Origin of the sequence: Paenibacillus helianthi, assembly GCF_001909055.1 — a bacterium.
Lineage (GTDB): Bacteria > Bacillota > Bacilli > Paenibacillales > Paenibacillaceae > Paenibacillus_AQ > Paenibacillus_AQ helianthi.
In genome coordinates this window covers 1-23561 of record NZ_LVWI01000114.1, presented here as the reverse complement: position 1 = coordinate 23561, position 23561 = coordinate 1, and the positions used below count along the sequence as shown (strand labels likewise).

The window sequence follows — 23561 nt, the reverse complement described above, 5'->3', positions numbered from 1 at the left end:
CGGGCTCTGACCATGCCGCTTGATATGGGCTCAGCCGGCCTCACGGCCGCCCTTCTCCATTACCGTTCTCTTAATACAGCTTAGGCAACTTGTCCAGGGTGATCGCGTATTCATGGTGATACGCCCGGCGCAGCTCATCTTGTGTATTCCATTCCTCAGATGCACCGTATTCATTAGACCAGGTCATATACCATGTCCACGGAATTCTTGTTTCAGACAGCTGGGACATACTCGGAATCACGCCTATTTCGCCGAGTGCCGTGATTTTGGGGGACGGCGTAATCTGAACCAATTCCTCGTATTCCGGACGCAGATCTGTGTGGACATGCTTCGGCGGGTACAGGTCTCTGGAGATCACGTCGGTTACATCATCACCCGGATAGCCCTCCACGAGCGGCGAGTTCCACACCCAGATCAGGTTATTCAGCTGGTGATGATTGGTGTATCTGTCGTACATAATCCGGTACAGCTTCGCTGCAACCTCAGGTCCCTTGGCTCCCCACCAGAACCACGTACCCTCGGATTCATGGAATGGACGCCACAGGATAGGGATCTGCTTGTCACAAAATTCTTTCAAAATCCCCGCCATCACATCCATGTCCGACAGCAGCGCTTTGTATTCTTCCGTTCCTTCTATGACAGCCTTGGAGGCGTCAAAAGTGGTATTCTCCGCATAAAAACCCTTAGCCCAGCTGCCAAAAGGTGAAAACCAGTGCCACGTAAATGTAACTAATCCTCCCCGGCCCAGTGCCCAATCCCATGCATTATCCAGTGTATTCTTGTTCTCTTCCACTTCCAGCATGCATTCCGGGGTGGTCTTCTCGACATTGATATTAGGCGAATACGCCAGCAGCTCAAATCCGCAAAGAGCAGGCAGCTTGCCGGTCACCTCTTCGATATAACGCAGCTCCTTCTGCACAGTGGTCTGGGTATGCTGGCCTGTAAGAATTCCATTACCGGAAATATCGCTGAGATACTTCAAGACGGTCCGGACCTCTTCCGAGGCGTTTGGATTGCAGGGGGTATAATGCTTTAACATTGCCATTGTAGTGTATCTCTCCTTTTATTTATTTGTTATTTTTTTGTTATTATATTGTTATAAATTCACCATAATTTTAATCTGTATCCGTTTACAGGTCAATGCATAAAATGGGCTGATCCGCTATTGCTGCAAATGACACTCGCTGGTATAGTATTTATGGAATATATAACCAAAGGGCACTGCTTCCCTGGCTACGCCAAGAGACAACCCCGCTGCTTTTGCAGCGGGGTTATCTGACCTTAATGAAAGGCGGAGATTCACGTGACAACTGGTAAGGAGAACCGCATGATTTTAACGAAAGAGGACTTAGTCTCCCAGTTCACAAACTGTGGACTCACCAAAGGACAACATATCCTCGTACACGCTTCCTTAAGCCAACTGGGCTATGTTGTAGGAGGACCCGAAACCTTCATCCGTTCACTCCTTGAAATTGTGGGTGAAGAAGGCACTCTGATGATGCCTTCCCAGACCTGGAAGAATCTCGATCCATCCACAGGCGTCCACTGGGACGCGCCCACCGAAGGATGGCCCCTAATCCGGGAACACTGGCCAGCTTATAATAAAGAAATCACGCCGGCTATAGGGATGGGTGCTGTGGCCGAAATGTTCCGTAAATGGCCAGGGGCTGCGCGGTCCGATCATCCGGCCCGATCCGTCGCTGCAGTTGGCAAGCATGCTGAATATCTTACGCAAGGCCATGACATAAGCAATATTTTCGGCTCAGGCTCACCGCTGGATAAGCTGTATCAGTTACATGGTTATGTACTCTTGGCAGGCGTCGGCTATGATAAAAACACATCTTTGCATCTGGCAGAAACCCGAGCAGACTTCCCCGCTAAGAAATGGGTTCTTGAAAGCAGTGCCATCCTGGTGGAAGGCAAGCGCAAGTGGGTGACTTACGAAACCCAGGCTGTTGAAGATGAGGATTTTGTCCGGTTAGGAGAAGCGTATGACCAAGAAATGAATGTTCCGGTATATCAAGTCGGGCAGGCCGATATCCGGTTTCTGGAACAACGTCCTCTGGTGGATTGGGCTACTTCATGGATGGAGAAGAACAGGCTGTAGACGCTCACTTGCCCTCCTCCGGCACGTACTCACTCAGCTTCCCTTGATAGATCAGCTCCAGCCGGTCACTCTGCCGGAAATCATCCGGCGTAACGAGCGCAGGCAGCTTGTTCCACAGCTTGATGCCGGACCGGTCCAGAATTTCCGCAACAAACTGCGAGCAGAAGTAGGAGTTGCTGAACTCAACAGGTTCCTTGAGGGCAATGCCAATGACACCTAGCATATTATAGAGGTACTTTTGGCGGCTGCGGATGAAGATGTGCAGGACCCGGCGCATTTTCTCGACCTCGCGTCCAGAGACATGCAGCTCGTAGATTACGCAGGTGGTATTCGGATATTTGCTGAAGGTGCCTGTCCGCAGATCTTCATGTACAAAGCCGCCATTCAGGGGATTACTCGGATTCTTCCGGCCGAAGCTGTACAGTTCCGTAAGCTCCCGGTCAAACGAGATGGAGGCGTGGTTGTAAGGCGCTTTGGTATAGCCTTGAATAAGCTTCGTGAACAGTGTCCCCGTATTCGTGAGCAGGATATAGACCGAATGATCAGCTTCCATATACAGAAAGTCCCCTTATCGAAGTGTCAAAATCTCACATGCAACTTGTACTTTTTAATATATTAACATATGATTCCTTTGTTGGAATCCTATCCTGCGACAAGTTGGTGATGGCTTGAACAGTTCACTCGTTACATTCGTGCTTATCTTCACCGCTTTATCCGCCATTCATTTGCTCTACATCCTGGTAAGCAGACTCCAGAAGGATAAAGATTACACGGGAATTGGCTTCCGGATCAAGACCTGGTGGGGCATGCTCTTTATCTTCTGTCTGGCCACATTGATTAATCCGGTCGTGTCCCTGCTATCCCTGATGGCACTATCCTTCTTCGCACTGAAAGAATATTTCTCCATGATCCGTACCCGAAAAGCGGACCGACGGCTGTTCCTGTGGGCCTACCTGTCCATTCCGCTGCAGTTCTACTGGATCTACATAGAGTGGTATGGCATGTTCATCGTCTTCATCCCGGTATATGTCTTCCTGCTCCTGCCACTGCCCCGGCTCATCAACAAAGGTACACTCGGATTCCTGCGCAGCGTAAGCGCCACCCAGTGGGGGCTGATGCTCATGGTGTTCGGTCTCAGCCACCTGGCCTACTTCCAATTTGCCACACCGGAGTATGGCGCGGGGCTGGTGCTGTTCCTGGTAGTGCTCACGCAGCTGAATGATGCCGTACATTATCTGGCTTCAATCTATTTCGGCAAACGCAAGGTCGTTCCAACCGCCAACCCGAATCTGACCTGGGAGGGCTTCGCCTGTGCATTTGTGGCTACTACAGGGGTATCGTACCTGATCTACCCTTACTTCACGCCGCTGACCCCGATCTTCGGTCTGTTCTCCGGCGTGCTGATCAGTCTGGCCGGATTCTTCGGAAGCTTAACGGTGTCGGTGCTGAAGCGCGATTTGCTCATCGGCGATGATGACAAATTCGCTGCCCTGCAGACAAGCTACCTGAGCCGCGTCGACAGCCTGGCCTACACCTCACCGGTGTTCTTCCATGTGATCCGGTACTTTTTTGATTTTATGTAAGCAAAAGCGGCAACTCTCTTAACTTGGAGAAGTGCCGCTTTTTGCTTTATATAACCAGTATTATGCAGTTTCGAGTAAATTTGGAAAAACCGTAAGAAACGATTCGAGCATTACTGTACGTACAAACGAAATGACTAAATCTTTATACGGTATTACATGAGTTAAGTGTGTTATTGGTTGAATGATGGGTTCATTCGGGACTGGGTAGCCCCCCTCAGAATCACAAATTATCTTTATTAGGACTACCTTACCGAATTAACTCAAGAAGCGTATGATGTAGTATCCGGAAAAACTCCGTCGCCTTCTTTGAGTATTCTAATTAGTTTTGAAGCGGCTGTGAAATAATAGAAATTAGTTGTTGTTCCTGGAACTTTTTCAATTTCTTCAGGTTCTCCATTAATTTTGTTTAGCCTTAACTTCCCTAATCTATCTTTATCAGGGCCAAATTTATACACTACAAATTCTTCGTTTTCTTCTTCTTTAACCAATAAAACGTAAGTAGCCAAGCTAATCTCCTCCTTATTCTTCGAATACGCTATCTGACCAATTATAATACTTTCGGGCTTCTGCATGTCCTTGTTCGTAGGTAGCCCCATTCTTTTTCATGTAATCAGATTGTGATTGAGCAACAAGATATCATTCTTATTATAGTTCCCTTGCATTAGTCGCTCCCACGCCAAAGCTTGTTGATAATTCGGGTCAAATGACTTTACTTGACCATTATCAAATTTATGCTTTTCAATGAATAAGTGATTTTTAATCTGTTGAATATCGGCTTCCTTCCATCCTGTATTCCTGGCTATATCACTTGTATCATTCTGCATAGTTCTAAAGCTTGCATACTTATTAATTGCCACATCTTCTTGTCTCATATACTCAGTTACAGAAGTGAATTTCACTTTAGGTACATCTACATTATCAATTCGTTCGCCCTTGCATTGTGTGTTGGATTAGGTGTCACGTTGGGATGACCTTTACCCATCCCCTCAATCCCTTTAAACGTAGGATTAAAATCATCCACGCTCTCCAGCTCACTGTGATTAGGTAAAGGCTTCATTTCACCTACCTCTACTCTGTCCAACTCTTTTACTTTACCAAATCCGCTTCCTCCCATTCCACTAGGAGACTGAATTTGTCCATTCTTATTGGTTCCACTCTTCAGATTTCCGAGTTTGGATTCGCTAAGAGTATTCCCCTCCGTGATGAATGATTTCCAACTGGTTCTTGGCCCACTCCCCTTTGTCCCTTGGTTCATCGCCATTCGCAGCAGCAAAAGATACCATCGTTGCAGAGTTGCGAGTAAATTTGAAAAACCCGCAAGAAAACAAAGATAACAAAAAACAGGTCAATCATGGTGGTATCTGACCATAAGCGACCTGTTCTATGTAAAGCAGTAGCGTTAATTAGGGTATAAAATTCAAGCTTTGAAGTGCGTACATCGTATTGAAGAAAACTTTACACAGGTATTAAATGGGTTATACGTGTTATTGTTGAATGATGGGTTCATTTGGGACTGGGTAACCCCCACGACCTTGGTCAGATATTTTTCAACCAATAACCTCAACACTTTGCATCTTTGTTTTAAGTGATTCGATACGAAGACTTAAATCCTTAGCATCGGTAATTCCTAGCTCATCAACAATGGTATCGAAATCAAAAGACTTAATGATATTATCAACTACTTCATAGATTCGAGAAGAAAGAATCCCACTATTAATTTGTAGATTAGCTACACTAATATAAAATATCGTCTTCTCGGTGTCACCCTCCTCAATCACGTTAGCAAACTCATACAAACATCGTCCTCCTGCTTCCAGAGCATTCAGTCCATCATTAATTGAATTACTAAAAACTTCGCCCACGTATTCTCGTAGTTCCTTGTAGCCCCATTCCTCCAAATTGTGATTTCCCCTTTATTACGCCGCATCGTACAAAGTCGGAATGAGTACTTCTACTAGGCTTATTTGACTTATATTTCTTTCAAAAGCCGCCTCCGTAACTCATCTATCTCTTTTTTCACAATATTTAGTTCAGTGTTATCAAATTGATTTAGAATTTGTAATAAAGTGTGAGTTTCTGTAAGTCTGAAAAACTCGTCGCAGATATCGGGCCGAACTTCATTGTGCTCAACACCTAATTTTGTCAAAATAATATAAATCATGAGTTTTTCAATTTCATTTTCTTCCATTACTGTTTCAAATTCATAGAGTGCTCTTTCAACTGATTGGACTATATTTAGTCCAAGAGCTAAGGATTGGTTAAAATTTTCACGCACTATTTCATTGGCCTCTTCATAACTCCAAATTTCCATATGGATTAACCCTCTTCACATTTAAATAGAATCATTTCTTTCCAGTATGAACATCCAACTGTATATTAGGGTACTTTCTTCTAAACTCCAAGATAACATCACTACAGCTAGCACAAGCCAACCGTTCGGTAAATAAGTCAATTGTTCCCTTGGCGTGTGTGTTCGCCCCAAGTTTAGATGCTATGTCCTCCAATATTTTAACTTCTGTATCCCATTCACGACTATAAGATTTTTCTGTTCCAACATATCCGTCCTTATCGACGTTTATGGTTTCAAAAATCCTTTGCTCTTTTGGTTTTAACAACACAAAACCGTCCGAACCTTTATCAGTAGCAAAGTTCACGCTACTGTGAGCCTTAAGCTCATTAGGTAGTCCATTAATTTCTATCTTGGCAACACCTAAATTGCCAGATTTTTTGATTGAGCTTGGTAATTCAGCTCGTATCTCGTCAACTCGTTGTTGGAGTGCTTTTGTTACTTCAGTTTTACCCATCCCCTCAATCCCTTTAAACGTAGGATTAAAATCATCCACGCTCTCCAGCTCACTGTGATTAGGTAAAAGCTTCATTTCACCTACCTCTACTCCGTCCAACTCTTTTATTTTACCAAATCCGCTTCCTCCCATTCCACTAGGAGACTGAATTTGTCCATTCTTATTGGTTCCACTCTTCAGATTGACGGTACCTATTCCCAAGACTTCAGTGATCCGGTCTGCACTCGCCGCGCCACGCAATGTGGCCTGGAAATCGCTTGTGAATTCACTCAGTACGGACTGCTGCTCCATTTGCATTGCAAAAAACTGAGCTTCCATCGCTTGCTGTCCCTGTGTCTTGATTCCTGGCTTCTCACCTGTAAGCAGTTCATCGAGAGGGTCCACCAAATACTTGTCGATAAAATCTTTCTTGGCCGGCCGGCTTCGCCAATCCCCCTGATCTCCTCTGACCTCCTCCACCGGGGGACCGTTTTTGATATCCTGTACCATCGCCTGATTCACGATTCCCCGCCAAGCTTCCGAGTTCGGATTCGCTAAGAGTATTCCCTGCCCTCCGCGATGAATGATTTCCAACTGGTTCTTGGCCCACTCCCCTTTGTCCCCGGGTTCCATCGCCATTCGCAGCAGCAAAAGATACGCTTCATCCTGATCTAACGGTACGCTGCTAGTCGTAATCGACGGATCATAGTCACACGCTTTAACCGCGGGCTGCTTGAAATCCGCGCTTAGATCCTTCTCCGCACGGTACTGGACTTCGTCTACACCCAGGGATTCCAGCCTCTTGCGTGCGTCTTCTGCCAGCTTGTGCACCGCGTTCATTTGAGCATTATTTCCAAATGCCTGGTATACCTCATAGGCCGTCTGCGCCTTGGCAATTACATCACGCGCTTCGTAGATATCTTTCAGCTTGCTCTGCGCCGCAATGCTCTCTGTGGTCCCGAAGCTAAACTTTTGGATGATATTTTGCAGCTTCTGCACCATAGGATCGCTGTGCAGTCCATCCCGTCCCATTAAAGTGGAAACTGTAGAGATCAGCTTCGTAACGGTCTGCCGGGCAAAAGGAGGAATCTGAATTCTTCCAGTCCCGCTCCCTCCCCCAAATCTGCCGAACATTCCTCCTAACAGACTAAACCGCTGTTCAAGCTGGCTCATCTGCCGTTTATTCTCGTTCTGAACGTCCTGAACTCCCTTGATAGCAGCCCTAAGGATGTCTTCCAGCTTCTCCGCATCCACCGTCAATTCATTGATTAGCACTTGCGCCTGCAGCAAGTTTTGGCCGAGCGGGATACCCCCCCAACTGTTTGCCTGGCCTTTCAGCTGCAAGTACAGTTGATTGGTATCCTGGCTCACCTGTCCTATTTTTGTTCGCAGGCGCTCGACTTCATCCTCTTTGAATACCAGTTTATTTGATGACATCTATTCCCTCCGACTTTTCAGCTCCGATAAGCTCACGATATGGTTTCCTGCAGTCAAATGATAAATCTTTATGTACTTTTCTACTACGTTAACGAAACCACTGAAGTGATAATGAATAAATACATCATATATATCGGATTTATTTTCCATTTATTCAATGCCCTAACTATGGTTAGTCAGACTACGTAAGGGAATATCCTCAGCCCCCGCGCTTTCCAGTAGCTGTACATTGCTCAGTTGAGCAGCAAAGAAAGCGGCTCACCTCCTTTAACCTGGAGATGGGCCGCTTATTGGTGTTAGCTGCTGTTTAATTTGTAGTTTCACTTGCAGCGTCAGGCGGGGTGCCGCCTGTTCCGCCTTGAGGTGGTGTACCGCCAGCGCCGCCGCGATCCGGTCTGGTGCCTCCGCCGCCACCAAAGCCACCACCACCAGGGCCACGGCCGGTGTTAGCCGTTGTGACACCTGATTCATTAAGCCAGGTTACGCTGCTTGTGATTTCGAACGCTACGACCTGAGTGCCTCCGCTGTACTCGCCGTCTGTGTACAATCCGTCCACTGCGGTGCCTGTCGAGGTGCCGCCTGTTGAGAGGGTATAGGATCCGCCCTTCTTCAGATCAGGGGAGCTAACAACGACTGAACGGAAATTCTTGGAGGGCGCGACGGTCAGGATGGTGTTGCCGTCACTGTCCTCCAGATGAACCAGAGTGCCTGCCTGCTGATCTGCCGTGAAGCTCATGCTGACCGAGTACTGGCTGGAATCCTCGCTTGGTGCCTGGGCCATGCCGGCGCTGCCCGCAGCGACCAGGAAGCCGCCGGTCATATCGAAGGTGCCGTCATAATCCAGCGGACCGTTGCCGTCATTGGTAGGACCATTAACAATGGCGGTGCCGCCTGTCATAGTGAATGACCCGTTGGAATCCAGGCCGTCACCGGTGGAATCAACGGTTATCGTTCCCCCGCTGATCGTAAGCATGTTGCTGCCGGAGCTGGTGAACTGATCCTGCTGCGCTGTTCCCTGTGCAACATTCGCGTCATTCCCGCCAGAAACGTTCACACCGTCATCGGAAGCGACTACGTGGATTTGTCCGCCGGCAATCGTGATATTGCTGCCTTCAATACCTTCATAACTCTTGGTAATATCGATGGTGCCGCCGGACAAGGAGGTCAGGCTGTCTGCATGGATGCCGTCATCTCCCGCAGTTATCTTGAATTCACCGTCCGTAACGGAGACATTGCCGTTGCTGTGCAGCGCATCATCTGCAGAATTAAGTGTGAAGCTGCCGCCATTCACAGTAAGATCTCCACCGGATTTCAGCCCTTTGGCGCTCGTAGATTCCGTTTCAGCCGTTGTGGTGGTTGCCACTGCTGTAGTCACTGATGCTGTAGTCACCATTGCTGTATCCGTCGCAGCTGCAGCCGTAGTTTTCGCCGGAGTATCATCGGATGTAGCTGCTGAGGTTCCGTCTACTGCACCCTGATCGCCGAAGCCGCCCTTACCGCCACCCATGCCCATACCGCCCGGATCTTGCTCACCCGTCTTCGCCTCTGCGTTCTTATAGCCGCCATTCGTCACGATGTTAAATGTTCCGCCGTCAATCACTTCTGCCGTCTCCGACTGAATGCCGTCGTTACCAGCCGTAATATCGAATGTTCCGGCTGCAATCGCCACGAAGCCTTTGGTTGTATCCTCGTCATTGGTGGACTTGATACCATCGCCTTCTGCCTTGATGGTAATATTTCCGTCCTTCACCGCTACCAGATCCTTGCCCACCATTCCGTCATCTGCTGCCGTAATAGTCAGGGTGCCGCCCACAATTTTCAGGTCGTCCTTGCTGGAAATACCGTCCTTGTAACTTCCGGTAACCGTCAGCTTGCCGGTTCCGTTAATCGTCAGATCAGCTTTACTGAAGACAGCTGCACCGGGTTCATCCGTGGTACTATCGGCGAACACATAGGTTGTCCCGTCTGAGACGTTGTTCTCCGTACCTTCCTGCAGAGTAATCACAACCTTGCCCGCTTCCTTAATGTAGACAGGAGCACTGTCGCTATCCTTCAGGTTCACACCGTTCAGCACCAGCCGAACGGTTCCTTTGGCCTGCTCATCCACAATAATCTGCCCGTCACTTAGTGACCCGGTGAGGATATAGGTTCCCTCTTCGGTGATCGTTACCGATCCATCCTTGGCTGTAGCACCAGCACCTTCGATCTTCGCTGTCGTCCCTGCGAGGGTAATATCGGTTGAAGCATCTGCCGTCCAGTCTGTAGTGGTATCGTCTTCGTCATACGCTACCAGGTCAGTCGTCTTGACGTTTGCCAGAGCTACAGCAGCAGTGGTTCCGCTCTGTGCACGGGTTGTAACGGCTGTACCTGTTGCCGCACGGTTCGTGGTATTGGTATTCGCTCCGGAAGTTGTGCTGCACGCCGTCATGAGTGCCGCGCTCAGCAGCACCATCCCTATCTTGCTTCCTGTAATGAAATTCTTCATATATCATCGTTCCCTTCGATTTTAGTACTCCGCGGGGGTTGGACTCATGGTCAGCGACAGATCAAGATTGCCGTTCCGGGTGCGGACCGCATCCAGGAGTTCCTTCTGGCTCGTGTACTCATCAATCGTAACGTCGTAGACCAGCTCGTATAAGCTGCCCAGCTCGGTGGTTCTAATCTTTTTCAGCTCAAAGCGGACATTGAATTTCTCGAACACTTCAGCAAATGCCTCTTCATACCCCAAATCCTCGGGAATGGTTACCTTCAGCGTTTTCTGCTGCGACTTTCTTACACCGAAGCCGGTGCGGTTCAGGATGAACATCAGCACGCAGAGAATGAGGGTGAACAGTATCGCGTAGCCGAAGGAACCCACCCCGCAAGCCAGGCCCGAAGCCATGGTGAACAGAACAAATGTGATGTCCTTCGGATCGCCAGGCGCGCTGCGGAAGCGGATAATCGAGAAGGCACCGGCAAGGCTGAAGGCGCGGGCTACGTTGCTGCCAATCAGCAGAATAATGATCGCTACAATCACCGGCAGCAGGACCATCGTGAGCGTGAAGCTTTGCGAATATCCCCCCGGATTGGTCTTCATATAGGTGAAGCTGATTATTCCGCCGAGTGCAATCGCTATAAGTATGGTTAGAATCGCGTTGATAAAGGTTAATTCTGTTGTCGCTGTAGCGGCTGAGAAAATAGAGTCAAGCATAAAGGGCACTCTCCGTTTCTATTCTGCTGTTCTTGAGCATTTTTTTATATTCATTGCCGTATTTGGAGAAGCTGGTGCGGTACATTTGGTGCTCCGAGAGCATCTTGGCCAGCCAGACCGGAATCGTCTTCTCGGCCTTCACTTCCATCAGCCATTGCCCCGGTTCCAGCAGAGGTTCGCCATATGCACCGCGCTCCAGCTTCACATCGTACCGCCGGCTCCTGATATTTGTGTCGAAGGTGAGCCGCAAATCACGGTTATTTTTGCAGAAAAGCGCTTTGCGGTCATAGGACAGATACAGCTTGGGCTGCAGATCGTACCGGGTTAGCATGTACTTGATCTCCCCGATCACCTGCTTGTTCATATAATCCTTGAATTCCGGCTCCACGCCTGTGGCGACGAAATCGTAAGCCTCCTGCAGCTTAAGCGAGGTTCTTCTTTTATTGACCAGGCCGAACACCTTTTTCTTAATTTCCAGATACACCTTGGTGTCCTGGTTCGGAGTGCCGTAAGCTCTTATGCGGAGCTTTTCCTTGTATTTCGGCTTCGCCAGGCTGCTGCGGATCAGGGAATCATGAGCGGTGTCATAATAAAGATTCGTAATCGGGTAGAATTCATGCTGCTTGTTGTAAGCATCCGGCTCCATATATTCCAGCAGATCATAGTAGAGTTTCAGATAAGCAGCATGATCGAGCAGGTATTTGTTCTCGTATCGGTTGAATACCTCAATCGCCATAGGGTTCAGATCCTTTCGTAGTGGAGTGTCTCATAAGTGCTTTTATGTGCTGTATGTGTGTGTTCCATGTGTGTCCCGCTTGCTTATGAATGTATCTTAGTCCCGGAACCTTTAATGAATCTTAAATGAGTTTACACCCCCTTGATCTTTTTACATTGGCTTAACAAATGGGCTGTGCTCCCAGGATTCTTCATCTATAGCGCACCTGCACAGAAAATCCGGTTAAGGTTGGTTAAAGGTAAGCTTGCTATAATGGCTTAAGTAATCAGCAAACTTTCTAGGCAGAGGATGGGCATACCCATGAGGATATTAATAGTGGAAGACGAAGTGCATCTGGCGGAAGCCTTGACTCAAATATTGAAGAAACAGAACTATTCCGTGGACGCGGTCCATGACGGAAGAACGGGGCTGGACTATGCACAGAGCGGGATCTATGACCTGCTGCTGCTGGATATTATGTTGCCGGAAATGGATGGAATCACTGTGCTGAAGAAGCTCCGCGGCGAAGGCGTATCCACGCCTGTTATCATGCTGACCGCCAAAGGTGAGATTACCGATATGGTGACGGGGCTTGATTATGGAGCCGATGATTATATTGCCAAACCCTTCTCGTCGGAGGAGCTGATGGCCAGAATACGTGCGGCGCTGCGGCGCAAAGGTGAGGTCATCCCGGATGATGCCCTGAAGCTGGGGGATATAGAGCTGAATACGGCGAACCTGCGGCTCTCTGTAAAGGGCAAGGAGATCAAGCTGAATCTGAAGGAGAACGAGCTGCTGGAGCTGCTGATCCTGAGGAAGCAGGCGGTAACCTCGAAGGAGCAGATCATTGAGAAGCTGTGGGGCTTCGACTCCGAGGCAGAGCATAATAACGTGGAGGTATACATCTCTTTTTTGCGGAAAAAACTGACCTTCCTGAACTCGGAGGTACGCATTAACACGATCCGAAACGTCGGCTATGTATTAGAGGTGACCTGCTGATGTTCACAAAGCTCAGAAACCGGTTCTTAATTCTTAATCTGACCACCATCTCTGTAATGATGCTGATTGCCTTCGCCACGATCTATGTGATCATGTACCTGAATGTGAAAAACGACATTAATATGGATCTGCACCGGATTGCTGACTACCAGCAGAAGGGCCCGGGCGATGCAGGTCATCCAGGCTCCGCTGACGGAATTCCGCCCAAAGACAACGGGCCGATGCAGGGCGGGGATCAGCCGCCAGAGCGCTCCATTTCCTTCACGGTGACTACCGACTCAACCGGGAAGCTGATCGATAAGGAATCCAAATTTACAATGGACGAGGAATTCTATTCGGCTGCGCTGAAGGAGGCCCTTAGCATAGGCAAGGACATCGGACGCTTCACCCTGGATGACAGCCGGTGGATCTTCACGGTCAAGCATGTTGGCGGCGGGGAAGTCATTGTCTTCCTGGATATCACTGCCCAGCAGAAAATCCTTACCAACCTGATCTATACCTTCACTGCTGTCGGCATTCTGATGCTGATCATTCTCTACTTCACCAGCCGCTTCTTCGCCAACCGCTCAATTGCGCCGGTCCGGGAAGCCTTTGACAAGCAGAAGCAGTTCATCGCCGATGCCTCCCATGAGCTGAAGACACCACTGACGATCATCAATACCAATGCCGACGTGCTGTTGTCGAACAGTGACGACACGATCGGCAATCAGGCGAAGTGGCTGCAGTATATCAAATCGGAGACGGAGCGGATGACCCGGCTGACCAATGATCTGCTCTACCTGACGGAAATGGACGATACCCGGACAAGCATGATCCACAGCAGGTTCAATATGAGCGATGCCGTAGAGAATATCATTTTGACCATGGAGGCCGTCATTTTTGAGAAGCATATTTCTTTCGAATATGATATCGAACCGGACCTGACCGTGCAGGGCAACAGCGAACAGCTCATGCAGGTGGTCATGATTCTTCTGGATAACGCCGTGAAATACACCAATCCCAAGGGCTCGGTAGCGGTCACGCTAAAAAAACAGAATACCGATGTGCTGCTGTGCGTCTCGAACACCGGGGATGGCATTGCTGCGGAGCATTTGACCCGTATCTTCGACCGCTTCTATCGTACGGATAATTCCCGAGCGCGTAAGCAGGGCGGTTACGGCCTGGGCCTCGCCATCGCCAAGTCGATTGTGGATCAGCACAAGGGGAAGATATATGCCAAAAGTGTGGCCGGGGAGTCTACTTCATTTTATGTGCAGCTCTCTTGAGAGGCAGCAAAGACCTGCATAGTTTATGTTAGATTATATAACACAAAATCCATTAATCAGGCTATTATAAGCATAAAAATTAATATTTTTAAATTTTTATGTTATAGTTGTTGACATTTCTTATCGAGCTAATTATATTGACAATATAAGATTTCAACGACACAACATTGTGTCAACGAAGGACGCAGGCCGTTTCTGCCCACAATGTTGTGGACGGATAGCTTGTTGCACCGGTATTCTTACATCACTTATACAGTCAGTCACGATGACGTGGCTGCAATTGGCAACGGGGCCGATTAACAAGATCCGCGAGTCTGCGGGTTCTGTCAGTCGGCCCTTTTTTGTCGATTCACTTACTTGGGGTTCATTTAAAGGAGGATGTCAGCAATGGAAGCAAAGAATTTTCGCAAGGCGGGTCATGCCCCGAGTTTGTTCTCAGCTTTTTTGTACTTTGACGTAAGCTTTATGATCTGGGTGCTGTGCGGAGCTCTATCGCTCTACATTACCAAGGACTTCGGATTATCGGATACTCAAAAAGCAGCCATGGTCGCCATTCCTATCCTCGGCGGCTCGATATTCCGGATTCCAATGGGCATTCTGGCTGACCGCATCGGCAGTAAAAAGGCCGGTCTGCTCGGGATGTTCCTCACCGTTATCCCTCTTCTGTGGGGATGGCTGGGCGGAACCAGCCTGCTGCAGATTCATATGATCGGATTCCTGCTCGGTTTTGCAGGTGCAAGCTTTGCCGTATCGCTGTCTCTTGCAAGCCGCTGGTACCCCCCGCAATATCAGGGGCTGGCGATGGGCATTGCCGGCGCAGGGAACAGCGGAACCGCGCTGGCTACCTTTTTCGGGCCGCAGATCGCCCAGGCCTCCGGCTGGCACAGTGTGTTTGGGATTGCGCTGATTCCTCTGGCGATCGTGATGATTCTCTTTGCCATATTGGCTAAGGACGCCCCGAATGCCCCTGCACCCAAGCCGCTTAAAAACTACCTCAGCGTCTTCAGACATGCGGATACCTGGTGGTTCTCGATGTTCTATGCCATTACCTTTGGCGGATTTGTCGGATTCGCCAACTATGCGAGCATTTTCTTCTATGATGTGTACGGCGACGGTGTACACTCCGGGGGCCTGACCAAAATTCAGGTGGGATACCTGGTTACCATCACCGTTATTGCGGGCAGCTTCTTCCGGCCTTTAGGCGGCTGGATCGCGGACCGGATTGGCGGCATGCGCCTGCTTCTTGTTTTGTACAGTGTAATTTCGGTATGTGCGTTTGCCATTGCATCCATGCCCGGCTCATTCCTGGTGATGCTGCTCTATACCAGCGTAATGATGGCCTGCCTCGGGATGGGGAACGGCTCGGTCTTTCAGATTATCCCTCAGCGCTTCTCCAGCGAGATCGGAGTCATTATCGGAATTGTCGGTGCTGCCGGAGGTCTTGGCGGATATTTGCTGCCGACGTATGTCCTGGGCCCGCTGAAGCAGTCCACAGGCTCACAGGTCACCGGATTTCTGGTAGTCGGCTCCATTGTGCTCCTTACCACCCTTATCTTTTTCGCGGTCACCAGATCCTGGAGAAAATCCTGGGCGAAGGCGGAATCAGGGGTTAATTTCTAATCAGCTTGTATAGAAAACTTCGGGGCGGTGAACTCACATGACAACTGGCTTAATCAAAAGCGTCTGTCCATACTGCGGGGTTGGCTGCGGGATCGTACTCGAAGTATCGGATAACCGGGTGGTCAAAATCACCGGGGACAAGGAGCATCCGGCCAACTTCGGCCGGCTGTGCACCAAAGGCAGTACGGCAGCCGCCGCGATCACCGAATCCGGCCGGATGGAGTATGCCTACAGCCGCCCTTCCCGGGGGACTGAACCTGTAAAAATGGAAATCAATACAGCCATCACCGAAACCGCGCAGCGGCTGCGCAGCATTCTGGAAGAACACGGTCCGGACGCCCTCTCCGTCTATGTATCGGGCCAAATGTCGCTGGAGGCCCAGTACCTAATTAACAAGCTGGCCAAGGGCTTCATCCGGACACCGAATATTGAGTCCAATTCACGTCTATGTATGGCAGGTGCCGGTAACGGCTACAAGCTCTCCCTGGGAGCGGATGGGCCTCCGGGTTCTTATCAGGATATGGATCAAACGGATGTGTTCTTCGTTATCGGTGCCAATATGGCCGATTGTCATCCGATTCTGTTCCTGCGGATGATGGACCGGGTGAAGAGCGGAGCCAAGCTGATTGTCGTGGACCCCCGGCGGACGGCTACTGCGGAGAAAGCAGACCTGTTCATGCAGATCAGACCCGGAACGGATCTAGCCCTGCTGAACGGGCTGCTGCATTTACTTGTGAAGAACGGACATACGGACCCGGCCTTTATCGCCCGGTTCACCTCGGGTTTTGAGAGTATGGAGGCATTTCTGGAGGACTATCCGCCAGATAAAGTCTCCGAAATTACCGGCATCCCGGAAGCGGATATCCGGCAGGCGGCTGACTGGATCGGTGAGGCGCCGGAGTGGATGTCCTGCTGGACTATGGGTCTCAACCAGAGCATTCACGGCACCTGGCACACGAATGCTATCTGCAACCTGCATCTGGCTACAGGAGCCATCTGCCGTCCGGGAAGCGGCCCCTTCTCCCTCACCGGCCAGCCCAATGCCATGGGCGGACGGGAGATGGGCTACATGGGGCCGGGCTTGCCCGGGCAGCGTTCTCTGGTGTCTGAGGCTGACCGCAGCTTCATAGAGAAGCTGTGGGAAATCCCCCAAGGCACTCTTCGAACGGATGTTAGCGGCGGCACCATTTCCATGTTCGAAAGCATGATCACAGGCAAGATCAAAGCCTGCTGGATCATCTGTACCAATCCGGTGGCTACCGTTCCCAACCGCAGGAAGGTCATTGCTGCCCTGGAAGCGGCGGATCTGGTCATTACCCAGGACAGCTTCCTGGATACCGAGACCAACCGGTATGCGGATATCCTGCTGCCCGGAGCCTTATGGGCTGAAGGTGAAGGGGTGATGATTAATTCGGAGCGCAACCTGACCCTGATGCAGCAAGCCGTCGAGCCGCCCGGAGAGGCCATGCCGGACTGGCAACTTATCGCCCGGGTCGCCGCTGAAATGGGCTATGCGGAGGCTTTCTCCTACTCTTCATCGGAAGAGGTCTATGCAGAAATCCAGCAAGCCTGGAATCCGAAAACAGGATACGACCTGCGCGGGGCTACCTACGTACGGCTCCGGGAGACACCAGTACAGTGGCCAAGTGCGCCGGATCAGCCGAATGACCGGAACCCCATCCGGTATTTGAACCGTCAGGGCGGTATTGACGGAAGTGAGCGTCCAAGTGACAGTTCTCCGGATATCGTGTTCCCGACAGAAAACGGGAAAGCCGTATTCTGGGCACGTCCGTATATGCCGCCTGCAGAGATGCCGGACAGCGAGTACTCCTTTGTGCTGAATTCCGGCCGCTTGCAGCACCAGTGGCATACGCTGACCAAAACAGGCAAGGTTCCAAAGCTCAATAAATTGAACCCGGGGCCCTTTGTGGAAATTCACCCGGAAGACGCAGGGGTTCTGGGAATTAAAGACCGGGAGCCGGTGGAGCTGCGTTCGCGGCGGGGGCTGGCCATTCTCCCGGCGGTCCTTTCAGACCGTGTTCGCCCCGGCAACTGCTTTGCCCCTTTTCACTGGAATGATGTCTTTGGATCACAGCTGGCGGTCAATGACGTTACCAATGATGCCGTTGACCCTATGTCGTTACAGCCCGAGTTGAAATTCTGCGCTGTGTCACTCGTCAAGGCGGCTGGCCAGCCCGCCGGGGAACTGCATACGCCGGATATGGACAGCAATCCGGCTTCAACCCCAGCCGGCGCTGAGACCGCCCGCCCGAAGGAGGCCATAACGATGAAGCAGCTCGACACGCTCGCTGGCATGCTTGGGATTGAAGCCCCTGCCGCCCTGACTCTGGATCGCCATGAACAGGCTTATCTGTCCGGCTTCATCACTAGCCTGCGCACCGAGGCTGGCCGCTCCGCTTCCGGCATTCCGGTTCTGCCGCCCACCGCGCCTTTTGAAGCACCCACCCGCTTCTTTGTGGATGGCCTGCTCGCGGGTATGTTCTCCCGGACTTCGGTACCCGGAGTAGAAGCTTACTCCAGAACTGAACCGTTATCGGGTTCAGCTCCATCAGAGACCGCTCCATACCCGGACAGTGCCACAACAACCAAGCTTCCCGTAACCATCCTATGGGCCTCGCAGACCGGAAATGCGGAGGGTGCAGCCATTGACTGCGCCAAAAAGCTACAACAAGCCGGTTATGATGTGCGGCTCGTAAATATGAATCATTATGCCGTGAGTGATCTGACAGCGAACCGGTTTGTCCTGTTCATCGCCAGTACCTTCGGAGCCGGCGATCCTCCGGACAATGGAGAAAGCTTCTTCCAATCGCTCAAGGCAGAGAATGCCCCACAGCTTCAGGATCTGCATTATGCCGTGCTTGCTTTCGGGGATTCCAATTACGATCTCTTTTGCGGCTTCGGGCGGAATCTGGACACCCGTCTCGCGGAGCTTGGCGCACAGCGGCTGCTTGATTGTGCCCATTGCGATACAGACTTCCATGAGCAGGTGGATGCATGGACGAATGATATCTCTGCACTGTTGAGCGGATTTACAAGCAGCCCGAAGCCCGGTGTACCTGCCGCAGCAAGCGGTAACTTGTCCCCTCAGCTTGCCGTATCCGCTCAGGTTGCCCCAAGTTCGGAACCACGCGGATATCACCGGAACCACCCGGTACCTTCACGCCTGCTATTCAAGCAGAATCTGAACCAAGCCGGATCTGAAAAAGAAACCCGCCACTACGCCTTCGACCTCACGCCTGCCGGAGTGCAGTTCGAAGCAGGCGATGCGCTGGGCGTGTGGCCTGCCAATTGTCCGGATCTGGCCCGTAATCTGCTGGATACGCTGGGCATTGAGCCCTCTACCCCGGTAAGGGTCAAAGGCCAGGGAGAAATGCCGGTAACCGAAGCACTACTCCGTCATTTCGAGATTGCCCGGGTGTCACCGGATATGCTCCGGTTCATCCGGGACCGTACTCAGGATGCCCGGTTAAGTAAACTCCTCGACAGTGAGAACTTGGGGGACCTCAAGCAATGGCTGTGGGGCCGTCAGCTGATCGATGTGCTGCAGGAATACCCGGTTTCCCTCAGCGCACAGGAGCTTTTGGAACAGCTCAAGCCTTTGCAGCCCCGCCTCTATTCGATTTCTTCCAGCCCGAAAGCCAATCCGAACGAGGTCCATATTACTGTGTCCACCGTTCGCTACGAGAACAACGGCAACGCCCGCAAGGGAGTATGCTCCACATTTCTCGCGGACCTCGCTACAGAGGATACGGACATTCCCATTTTTATTCAAAAGAATGCCCATTTCCGCCCGCCGGCTAATCCCAATGCCCCGATGATTATGATCGGACCGGGTACAGGCATCGCTCCATTCCGCGGCTTCCTGCAGGATCGGAAGGCATCCGGGGCGAAGGGCAAGAATTGGCTGATCTTCGGGGAACAGCGGGAAGACCGTGATTTTTATTTCCGCGATGAGCTTGAAGTTTTCCGGAAGGAAGGCTTTCTGCATCGGCTGGATACTGCCTTTTCGCGTGATCAGGCGGACAAAATCTATGTGCAGCACCGCATCCTTGAGCATGGAGCCGAGCTCTGGGCCTGGCTTCAGGACGGCGCGCACTTCTACGTGTGCGGAGATGCCCAGCAAATGGCCAAAGAAGTAGATACCGCACTAAAGACGGTAATCCGGCAGCACGGCGGCATGACAGCGGATGAAGCGAATCATTATGTGCAAGAAATGTCGTTAACCAAGCGGTATGCGCGGGATGTCTATTAAGCAGACTATGGATCAGAGGGTGCACACATAAGAATGTTGGATTCCAAGGAAAAATAATGCATAAAATCGTCCGGCAACGATCAACCTACAGGTTAGCGTCCTTGCGGCGCGCTAATCACAGGAGGCGATCCACCAATGGCAAAGCCGGATAACCGGGCAGACAATGTTGAGCATTTACAGCAAAGCATTCAGCACACCATGCAGAACCTGCATGAAGCTGAAGACTATTTGAACGAATTCTCTTCTGAAATCAGCAGCAAAGAACGTGAACAGATCGAAGCCAAGAACGAACGCCGTAAAGAAAGCATTAAGGGCTTCCGCGAGGAAGTTAAGGACGAAGCCGCGCATTCCGAAGAGTAGTATAGTAAATACCAGTTCAAGCGAAACGGCGGTTCACCCGGATCATTCCGGGCCGAACCGCCGTTTCGCTTAGGTAATGAAGTCTACAGACCATTGTATCCAATACTCCATGAATCGCAATTCATCAGAATCCTTCCAAAACCACTTTACCGACCGTTCTTTCCGTTTCCAGCATGGCATGCGCTTTACGCAGATTCTCTGCATTGATGGGCCTCAGCGTTTCATTCGTCGTCGTCCGGATCACACCAGCGTCTACGAGGCGTGCCACTTCATTCAGCAGCTTGTGCTGCTCTATCATGTCCGGCGTTTGGTAGGTGGAGCGGGTGAACATCAATTCCCAGGCGAACGTGACGCTTTTGTTCTTCAGCAGGGTCAGGTTCAGTAATTCCTCCGTCTCCACAATCGAGCATATTTTGCCTTGGGGTGCGATCGCCTCGGCCATATTCGCCCAGTGCTTCCCGGTGCTGTTCAAGCAGAGCACATAGTCCACTTGGTCAAATCCGGCAGCCTTTAATTGCGGAACGAACGCCTCGAAATGATTGATGATATGATCCGCTCCAAGCGCCTTCGCCCAGCTCACGGATTCCGGCCGGGATGCGGTGCCAATAACCGTCAGGCCAGAGTTCTTCGCCAATTGTATGGCAATCGATCCCACGCCACCCGCTGCTCCGATAATCAAAAGCGTCTTGCCTGCATTGTCAGCCTTATTCAGGGAAACGCCCAGCCGGTCGTACAAGCTTTCCCAGGCGGTAATCGAGGTTAACGGCAAAGCCGCGGCCTGTGCAAAGTCCAGTGTGGACGGCTTCACTCCAACAATCCGTTCATCCACCAGATGAAACTCGCTGTTCCCACCGGGACGTATAATGCTTCCGGCATAGTACACTTCGTCGCCAGGACGGAACAAGGTGGATTCCGGGCCAACCTGTTCAACCACGCCCGCAACATCCCAGCCCAGCACTTTCGGTACGCTCTCCTCACGGTTTTTGGGTGAACGGACTTTATAGTCCACAGGATTCACGGAGACCGCTTGTACCCTCACCAGCAGATCCCGGCCCGTCGGGCTCGGCTTGTCCACTTCCACGTCGATCAGACTCTCCGGATTCTCAATGGGCAAATATTTATACAGGCCAACGGCTTTCATGGTTTCCTTCGTCATTGTCATTCTCTCCTTTGAATGGGGTTACGTGCTAACTTGCTTATACTGGCAGTTTAATGTATACACCACATTTCCGGAAGTACGCACATTATTGTGATCTAGTATCAAAACGTATACTGTATGTTCCCCCAACTTCTAAATTGTAGCAAAAAGGGTAACCGCCCCAAGATTAGGAGGGTTACCCTTTTTGGTGTGATTCGCTGAGTATAGGCGTAAATAATGACTTTAGTAAGCATCTTAGGGTGATAGCTGTCGCTGTCGCGGCCGCGGCCGGGATAGGCAGCGTCAAAAATGGCGTCGTCCAGTCGATTGACGGTGGCATTCACGACACGAACAAGGTGACTTTCTGGAATATCTTCTTCCAGATCGATCGGCAAGCAAAGTTGGTCCATGGTATATTGAATGTACAAAAGAAACCTCTCCTTTGAAATGGTTGTGTGGTAACTCCATTTTACCAAAGGATGGTTTCTTTTCGTGATTTTAGAAAGATTTGAAGAAACTTTTTCCGCTTAAACAGCGGAGAGGACGGAACGATTGTGGAAAAGTGGTAGCGATCGCCTTTGTCCCCGGATTTTCACCGCGAAGGAGAATAAATAAAATCTGGGGACAACAGCGATTGGAACAACGGTCCGTTCGCGGAGCGTCCACCCAAGGGCTCACGTTGATCCTACTCCAAAATAAGGGGAAGAGCATTAAGTTCACGGATATATTTCTGTGTTAATAGCGGTTTACTGTATAGTTGTTCCCGTAATTATTATCCCAATACGTTTGTCCATTTGCGGTGTAGGAGATAGCGTACTGAATTTGCGTAACACTTGGGTCAATATTGTTAAAGCTGAAATCCCAGATTTCTACGCTGCCATCGGAGTTCGCCGGTATGGAGTAGCTGGCGTATCCTTCCCTGGTTGTGTTCCAGTTATCGGTTGTATATTTGATTTTAACCTCTTTGCTGTAGGCTAAATTTTTGACATATACACTTCCCGAGAAGGTGTTCTCATATAAATCATAGTAAGCGCGAAAAACGTTCGGTTTACCAAGAATGGTTGAACTTTCATTAAAACGGCTGACGGAATAGTTTTGTCCGTTGTTACTGTCCCAATACGTTTGTCCATTGACTTCATACTTAATTGCAAATTGAATCGTTTGGGCATTTGTGAGCTGCGGATTATTATTGCTCATGTTATCGGTGGAAACCATAAAACTCCATTTTTCATGCGTGGAGTCCGTTGGGCCTTGATAGGAGGCGTTCGTATCATACCACTGACCGTCTCCAGGAGTATAGTGAATAGTTACAGTTTTTTGGTTACCCAGGTTGCTTACTTCGATATTGCCGCTGAATCCAACGTATCCATACTTGTAAAGATATAGATTGGCTGAAGTCAGTTGAACAGGCTGGTCACTGGCAAAGACCGATTGTGCAAACGTTAGCACAAAAACAGCTGCCAAAACCAAAATCGATACACTCTTCTTCATCTTCTTGAACATTTTACGTCAACTCCTATTTTTTGGTATGAAGTTCAGGATAAATATACCATAGAATATACCAATAATAAACATATTTTATGTGATTTTCGATGAAATGGATATGATTAGTTTTCATGAATAAGAACGTAATGGCAATCGTTTGCACATTTGCGTAATCTTTTGAACATAAGAATATCTCTGGAACACAGCGATTGGAACAACGGTCCGTTCGCGGAGCGACCACCCAAGTGCCCACGTTGATCCTACTTAAAAACAAGGGGCCATCCCAAGCAGCCATTACCTGCTTTGGGACAGCCCCTTCGTATTATTAGGTCAACCAGAGATTACTGGTTGGCCTTTTTTAATGACCGCTTTACGATGGAAGTAGCCGGGAGAACGTGACAGCCCCTGGGGATAACCCCGAATAACAAACAGTTCTCCCACTACACCCTTCTACCATGTTTGAGCTGGTTGAGGCATCAGACCTCGTATCACACGCGAAGCTGTGGAGTAGGAACCATTGTGGGAATACCGGCGAATTCGAATGAGGAGGAGAAGATGAAACCCGTTATTGGCATGGATGTAGCCAAAGGAAAATCTGTTGCCCAA

General features: G+C 50.1%; 20 protein-coding genes and 1 pseudogene. 7 read left to right on the top strand and 14 right to left on the bottom strand.

Features of this window, described 5'->3' with window-relative positions:
- Window positions 1-70 precede the first annotated feature (70 nt).
- Complete coding sequence (locus tag A3844_RS30965) at window positions 71-1045, bottom strand: glycosyl hydrolase (RefSeq protein WP_083607122.1); 975 nt, start codon at window positions 1043-1045, stop codon at window positions 71-73.
- Between the two features lie 282 nt (window positions 1046-1327).
- On the opposite strand from A3844_RS30965, the gene A3844_RS30960 reads away from it, so the two are divergent.
- Window positions 1328-2107, top strand: a complete 780-nt coding sequence (locus A3844_RS30960; RefSeq protein WP_074109522.1) for an AAC(3) family N-acetyltransferase — start codon at window positions 1328-1330, stop codon at window positions 2105-2107.
- A 4-nt stretch (window positions 2108-2111) separates the two neighbouring features.
- On the opposite strand, the gene A3844_RS30955 is transcribed toward A3844_RS30960, so the two are convergent.
- A complete protein-coding gene (locus tag A3844_RS30955) occupies window positions 2112-2660 on the bottom strand; it encodes a hypothetical protein (protein WP_074100094.1) in 549 nt (182 codons plus the stop codon).
- Between the two features lie 115 nt (window positions 2661-2775).
- On the opposite strand from A3844_RS30955, the gene A3844_RS30950 reads away from it, so the two are divergent.
- Window positions 2776-3690 carry a phosphatidate cytidylyltransferase gene (locus tag A3844_RS30950; RefSeq protein ID WP_074088341.1) on the top strand — a complete coding sequence of 305 codons (915 nt, stop codon included), beginning with the start codon at window positions 2776-2778 and terminating at the stop codon, window positions 3688-3690.
- A gap of 260 nt (window positions 3691-3950) precedes the next feature.
- Here A3844_RS30950 and A3844_RS30945 read toward each other — a convergent pair whose 3' ends face one another.
- The 9 genes from A3844_RS30945 to A3844_RS30900 all read right to left on the bottom strand — a co-directional run bounded on the left by A3844_RS30945 (window position 3951) and on the right by A3844_RS30900 (window position 11836).
- Complete coding sequence (locus tag A3844_RS30945; RefSeq protein ID WP_074109579.1) at window positions 3951-4196, bottom strand: hypothetical protein; 246 nt, start codon at window positions 4194-4196, stop codon at window positions 3951-3953.
- Between the two features lie 96 nt (window positions 4197-4292).
- Window positions 4293-4547 (bottom strand): hypothetical protein, encoded by a 255-nt coding sequence (locus A3844_RS30940; protein WP_167374793.1) that lies wholly within the window; start codon window positions 4545-4547, stop codon window positions 4293-4295.
- A 53-nt stretch (window positions 4548-4600) separates the two neighbouring features.
- Window positions 4601-4963, bottom strand: a complete 363-nt coding sequence (locus A3844_RS30935; RefSeq protein ID WP_074109520.1) for a hypothetical protein — start codon at window positions 4961-4963, stop codon at window positions 4601-4603.
- A gap of 274 nt (window positions 4964-5237) precedes the next feature.
- Window positions 5238-5588, bottom strand: a complete 351-nt coding sequence (locus tag A3844_RS30930; RefSeq protein WP_074109519.1) for an Imm3 family immunity protein — start codon at window positions 5586-5588, stop codon at window positions 5238-5240.
- Between the two features lie 71 nt (window positions 5589-5659).
- Window positions 5660-6001, bottom strand: a complete 342-nt coding sequence (locus tag A3844_RS30925) for a hypothetical protein (RefSeq protein WP_074109518.1) — start codon at window positions 5999-6001, stop codon at window positions 5660-5662.
- Between the two features lie 31 nt (window positions 6002-6032).
- On the bottom strand, window positions 6033-7910 hold the full coding sequence (locus tag A3844_RS32985) for a deaminase domain-containing protein (protein WP_167374792.1): 1878 nt from the start codon (window positions 7908-7910) through the stop codon (window positions 6033-6035).
- 307 nt (window positions 7911-8217) lie between these two features.
- On the bottom strand, window positions 8218-10395 hold the full coding sequence (locus tag A3844_RS30910; protein ID WP_074109517.1) for a carbohydrate-binding domain-containing protein: 2178 nt from the start codon (window positions 10393-10395) through the stop codon (window positions 8218-8220).
- 21 nt (window positions 10396-10416) lie between these two features.
- Window positions 10417-11100, bottom strand: a complete 684-nt coding sequence (locus tag A3844_RS30905) for a DUF4956 domain-containing protein (protein WP_074109516.1) — start codon at window positions 11098-11100, stop codon at window positions 10417-10419.
- Window positions 11093-11836: a polyphosphate polymerase domain-containing protein gene (locus tag A3844_RS30900; RefSeq protein WP_074109515.1), complete on the bottom strand. Its 744-nt coding sequence runs from the start codon at window positions 11834-11836 to the stop codon at window positions 11093-11095. The genes A3844_RS30905 and A3844_RS30900 overlap by 8 nt, the downstream gene beginning before the upstream one ends.
- A gap of 300 nt (window positions 11837-12136) precedes the next feature.
- On the opposite strand from A3844_RS30900, the gene A3844_RS30895 reads away from it, so the two are divergent.
- The 5 genes from A3844_RS30895 (at window position 12137) to tlp (ending at window position 20332) form a co-directional block, all read left to right on the top strand.
- Window positions 12137-12814 carry a response regulator transcription factor gene (locus A3844_RS30895; protein WP_074100089.1) on the top strand — a complete coding sequence of 226 codons (678 nt, stop codon included), beginning with the start codon at window positions 12137-12139 and terminating at the stop codon, window positions 12812-12814.
- Window positions 12814-14079, top strand: coding sequence for a sensor histidine kinase (locus A3844_RS30890; RefSeq protein ID WP_074109514.1), 1266 nt, complete (start codon window positions 12814-12816; stop codon window positions 14077-14079). The genes A3844_RS30895 and A3844_RS30890 overlap by 1 nt, the downstream gene beginning before the upstream one ends.
- Window positions 14080-14466: 387 nt before the next feature.
- The gene (locus A3844_RS30885) at window positions 14467-15699 is read left to right on the top strand and encodes an MFS transporter (RefSeq protein ID WP_074109513.1); all 1233 of its coding nucleotides are present in this window, start codon (window positions 14467-14469) and stop codon (window positions 15697-15699) included.
- 37 nt (window positions 15700-15736) lie between these two features.
- Window positions 15737-19972, top strand: coding sequence for a sulfite reductase subunit alpha (locus A3844_RS30880; RefSeq protein WP_074109512.1), 4236 nt, complete (start codon window positions 15737-15739; stop codon window positions 19970-19972).
- Window positions 19973-20107: 135 nt separating this feature from the next.
- Window positions 20108-20332 (top strand): small acid-soluble spore protein Tlp, encoded by a 225-nt coding sequence (gene tlp, locus A3844_RS30875; RefSeq protein WP_074088328.1) that lies wholly within the window; start codon window positions 20108-20110, stop codon window positions 20330-20332.
- 124 nt (window positions 20333-20456) lie between these two features.
- On the opposite strand, the gene A3844_RS30870 is transcribed toward tlp, so the two are convergent.
- The 3 genes and pseudogenes from A3844_RS30870 to A3844_RS30860 all read right to left on the bottom strand — a co-directional run bounded on the left by A3844_RS30870 (window position 20457) and on the right by A3844_RS30860 (window position 22973).
- Window positions 20457-21488 (bottom strand): zinc-binding alcohol dehydrogenase family protein, encoded by a 1032-nt coding sequence (locus A3844_RS30870; protein ID WP_074109511.1) that lies wholly within the window; start codon window positions 21486-21488, stop codon window positions 20457-20459.
- Window positions 21489-21670: 182 nt separating this feature from the next.
- A pseudogene (locus A3844_RS30865) lies at window positions 21671-21898 on the bottom strand (transposase); the annotation flags it as partial.
- 307 nt (window positions 21899-22205) lie between these two features.
- Window positions 22206-22973 carry a carbohydrate-binding protein gene (locus tag A3844_RS30860; RefSeq protein ID WP_074088326.1) on the bottom strand — a complete coding sequence of 256 codons (768 nt, stop codon included), beginning with the start codon at window positions 22971-22973 and terminating at the stop codon, window positions 22206-22208.
- Window positions 22974-23561: the final 588 nt, after the last annotated feature.

Bases quoted from the DNA above. Each gene is read 5' to 3' on its own strand.
- A3844_RS30955 (WP_074100094.1), bottom strand. From the start codon at position 2,660: ATGGAAGCTGATCATTCGGTCTATATCCTGCTCACGAATACGGGGACA.
- A3844_RS30900 (WP_074109515.1), bottom strand. From the start codon at position 11,836: ATGGCGATTGAGGTATTCAACCGATACGAGAACAAATACCTGCTCGAT.
- A3844_RS30965 (WP_083607122.1), bottom strand. From the start codon at position 1,045: ATGGCAATGTTAAAGCATTATACCCCCTGCAATCCAAACGCCTCGGAA.
- A3844_RS30860 (WP_074088326.1), bottom strand. From the start codon at position 22,973: ATGTTCAAGAAGATGAAGAAGAGTGTATCGATTTTGGTTTTGGCAGCT.
- A3844_RS30960 (WP_074109522.1), top strand. From the start codon at position 1,328: ATGATTTTAACGAAAGAGGACTTAGTCTCCCAGTTCACAAACTGTGGA.
- A3844_RS32985 (WP_167374792.1), bottom strand. From the start codon at position 7,910: ATGTCATCAAATAAACTGGTATTCAAAGAGGATGAAGTCGAGCGCCTG.
- A3844_RS30905 (WP_074109516.1), bottom strand. From the start codon at position 11,100: ATGCTTGACTCTATTTTCTCAGCCGCTACAGCGACAACAGAATTAACC.
- A3844_RS30870 (WP_074109511.1), bottom strand. From the start codon at position 21,488: ATGACGAAGGAAACCATGAAAGCCGTTGGCCTGTATAAATATTTGCCC.
- tlp (WP_074088328.1), top strand. From the start codon at position 20,108: ATGGCAAAGCCGGATAACCGGGCAGACAATGTTGAGCATTTACAGCAA.
- A3844_RS30890 (WP_074109514.1), top strand. From the start codon at position 12,814: ATGTTCACAAAGCTCAGAAACCGGTTCTTAATTCTTAATCTGACCACC.
- A3844_RS30885 (WP_074109513.1), top strand. From the start codon at position 14,467: ATGGAAGCAAAGAATTTTCGCAAGGCGGGTCATGCCCCGAGTTTGTTC.
- A3844_RS30925 (WP_074109518.1), bottom strand. From the start codon at position 6,001: ATGGAAATTTGGAGTTATGAAGAGGCCAATGAAATAGTGCGTGAAAAT.
- A3844_RS30895 (WP_074100089.1), top strand. From the start codon at position 12,137: ATGAGGATATTAATAGTGGAAGACGAAGTGCATCTGGCGGAAGCCTTG.
- A3844_RS30910 (WP_074109517.1), bottom strand. From the start codon at position 10,395: ATGAAGAATTTCATTACAGGAAGCAAGATAGGGATGGTGCTGCTGAGC.
- A3844_RS30880 (WP_074109512.1), top strand. From the start codon at position 15,737: ATGACAACTGGCTTAATCAAAAGCGTCTGTCCATACTGCGGGGTTGGC.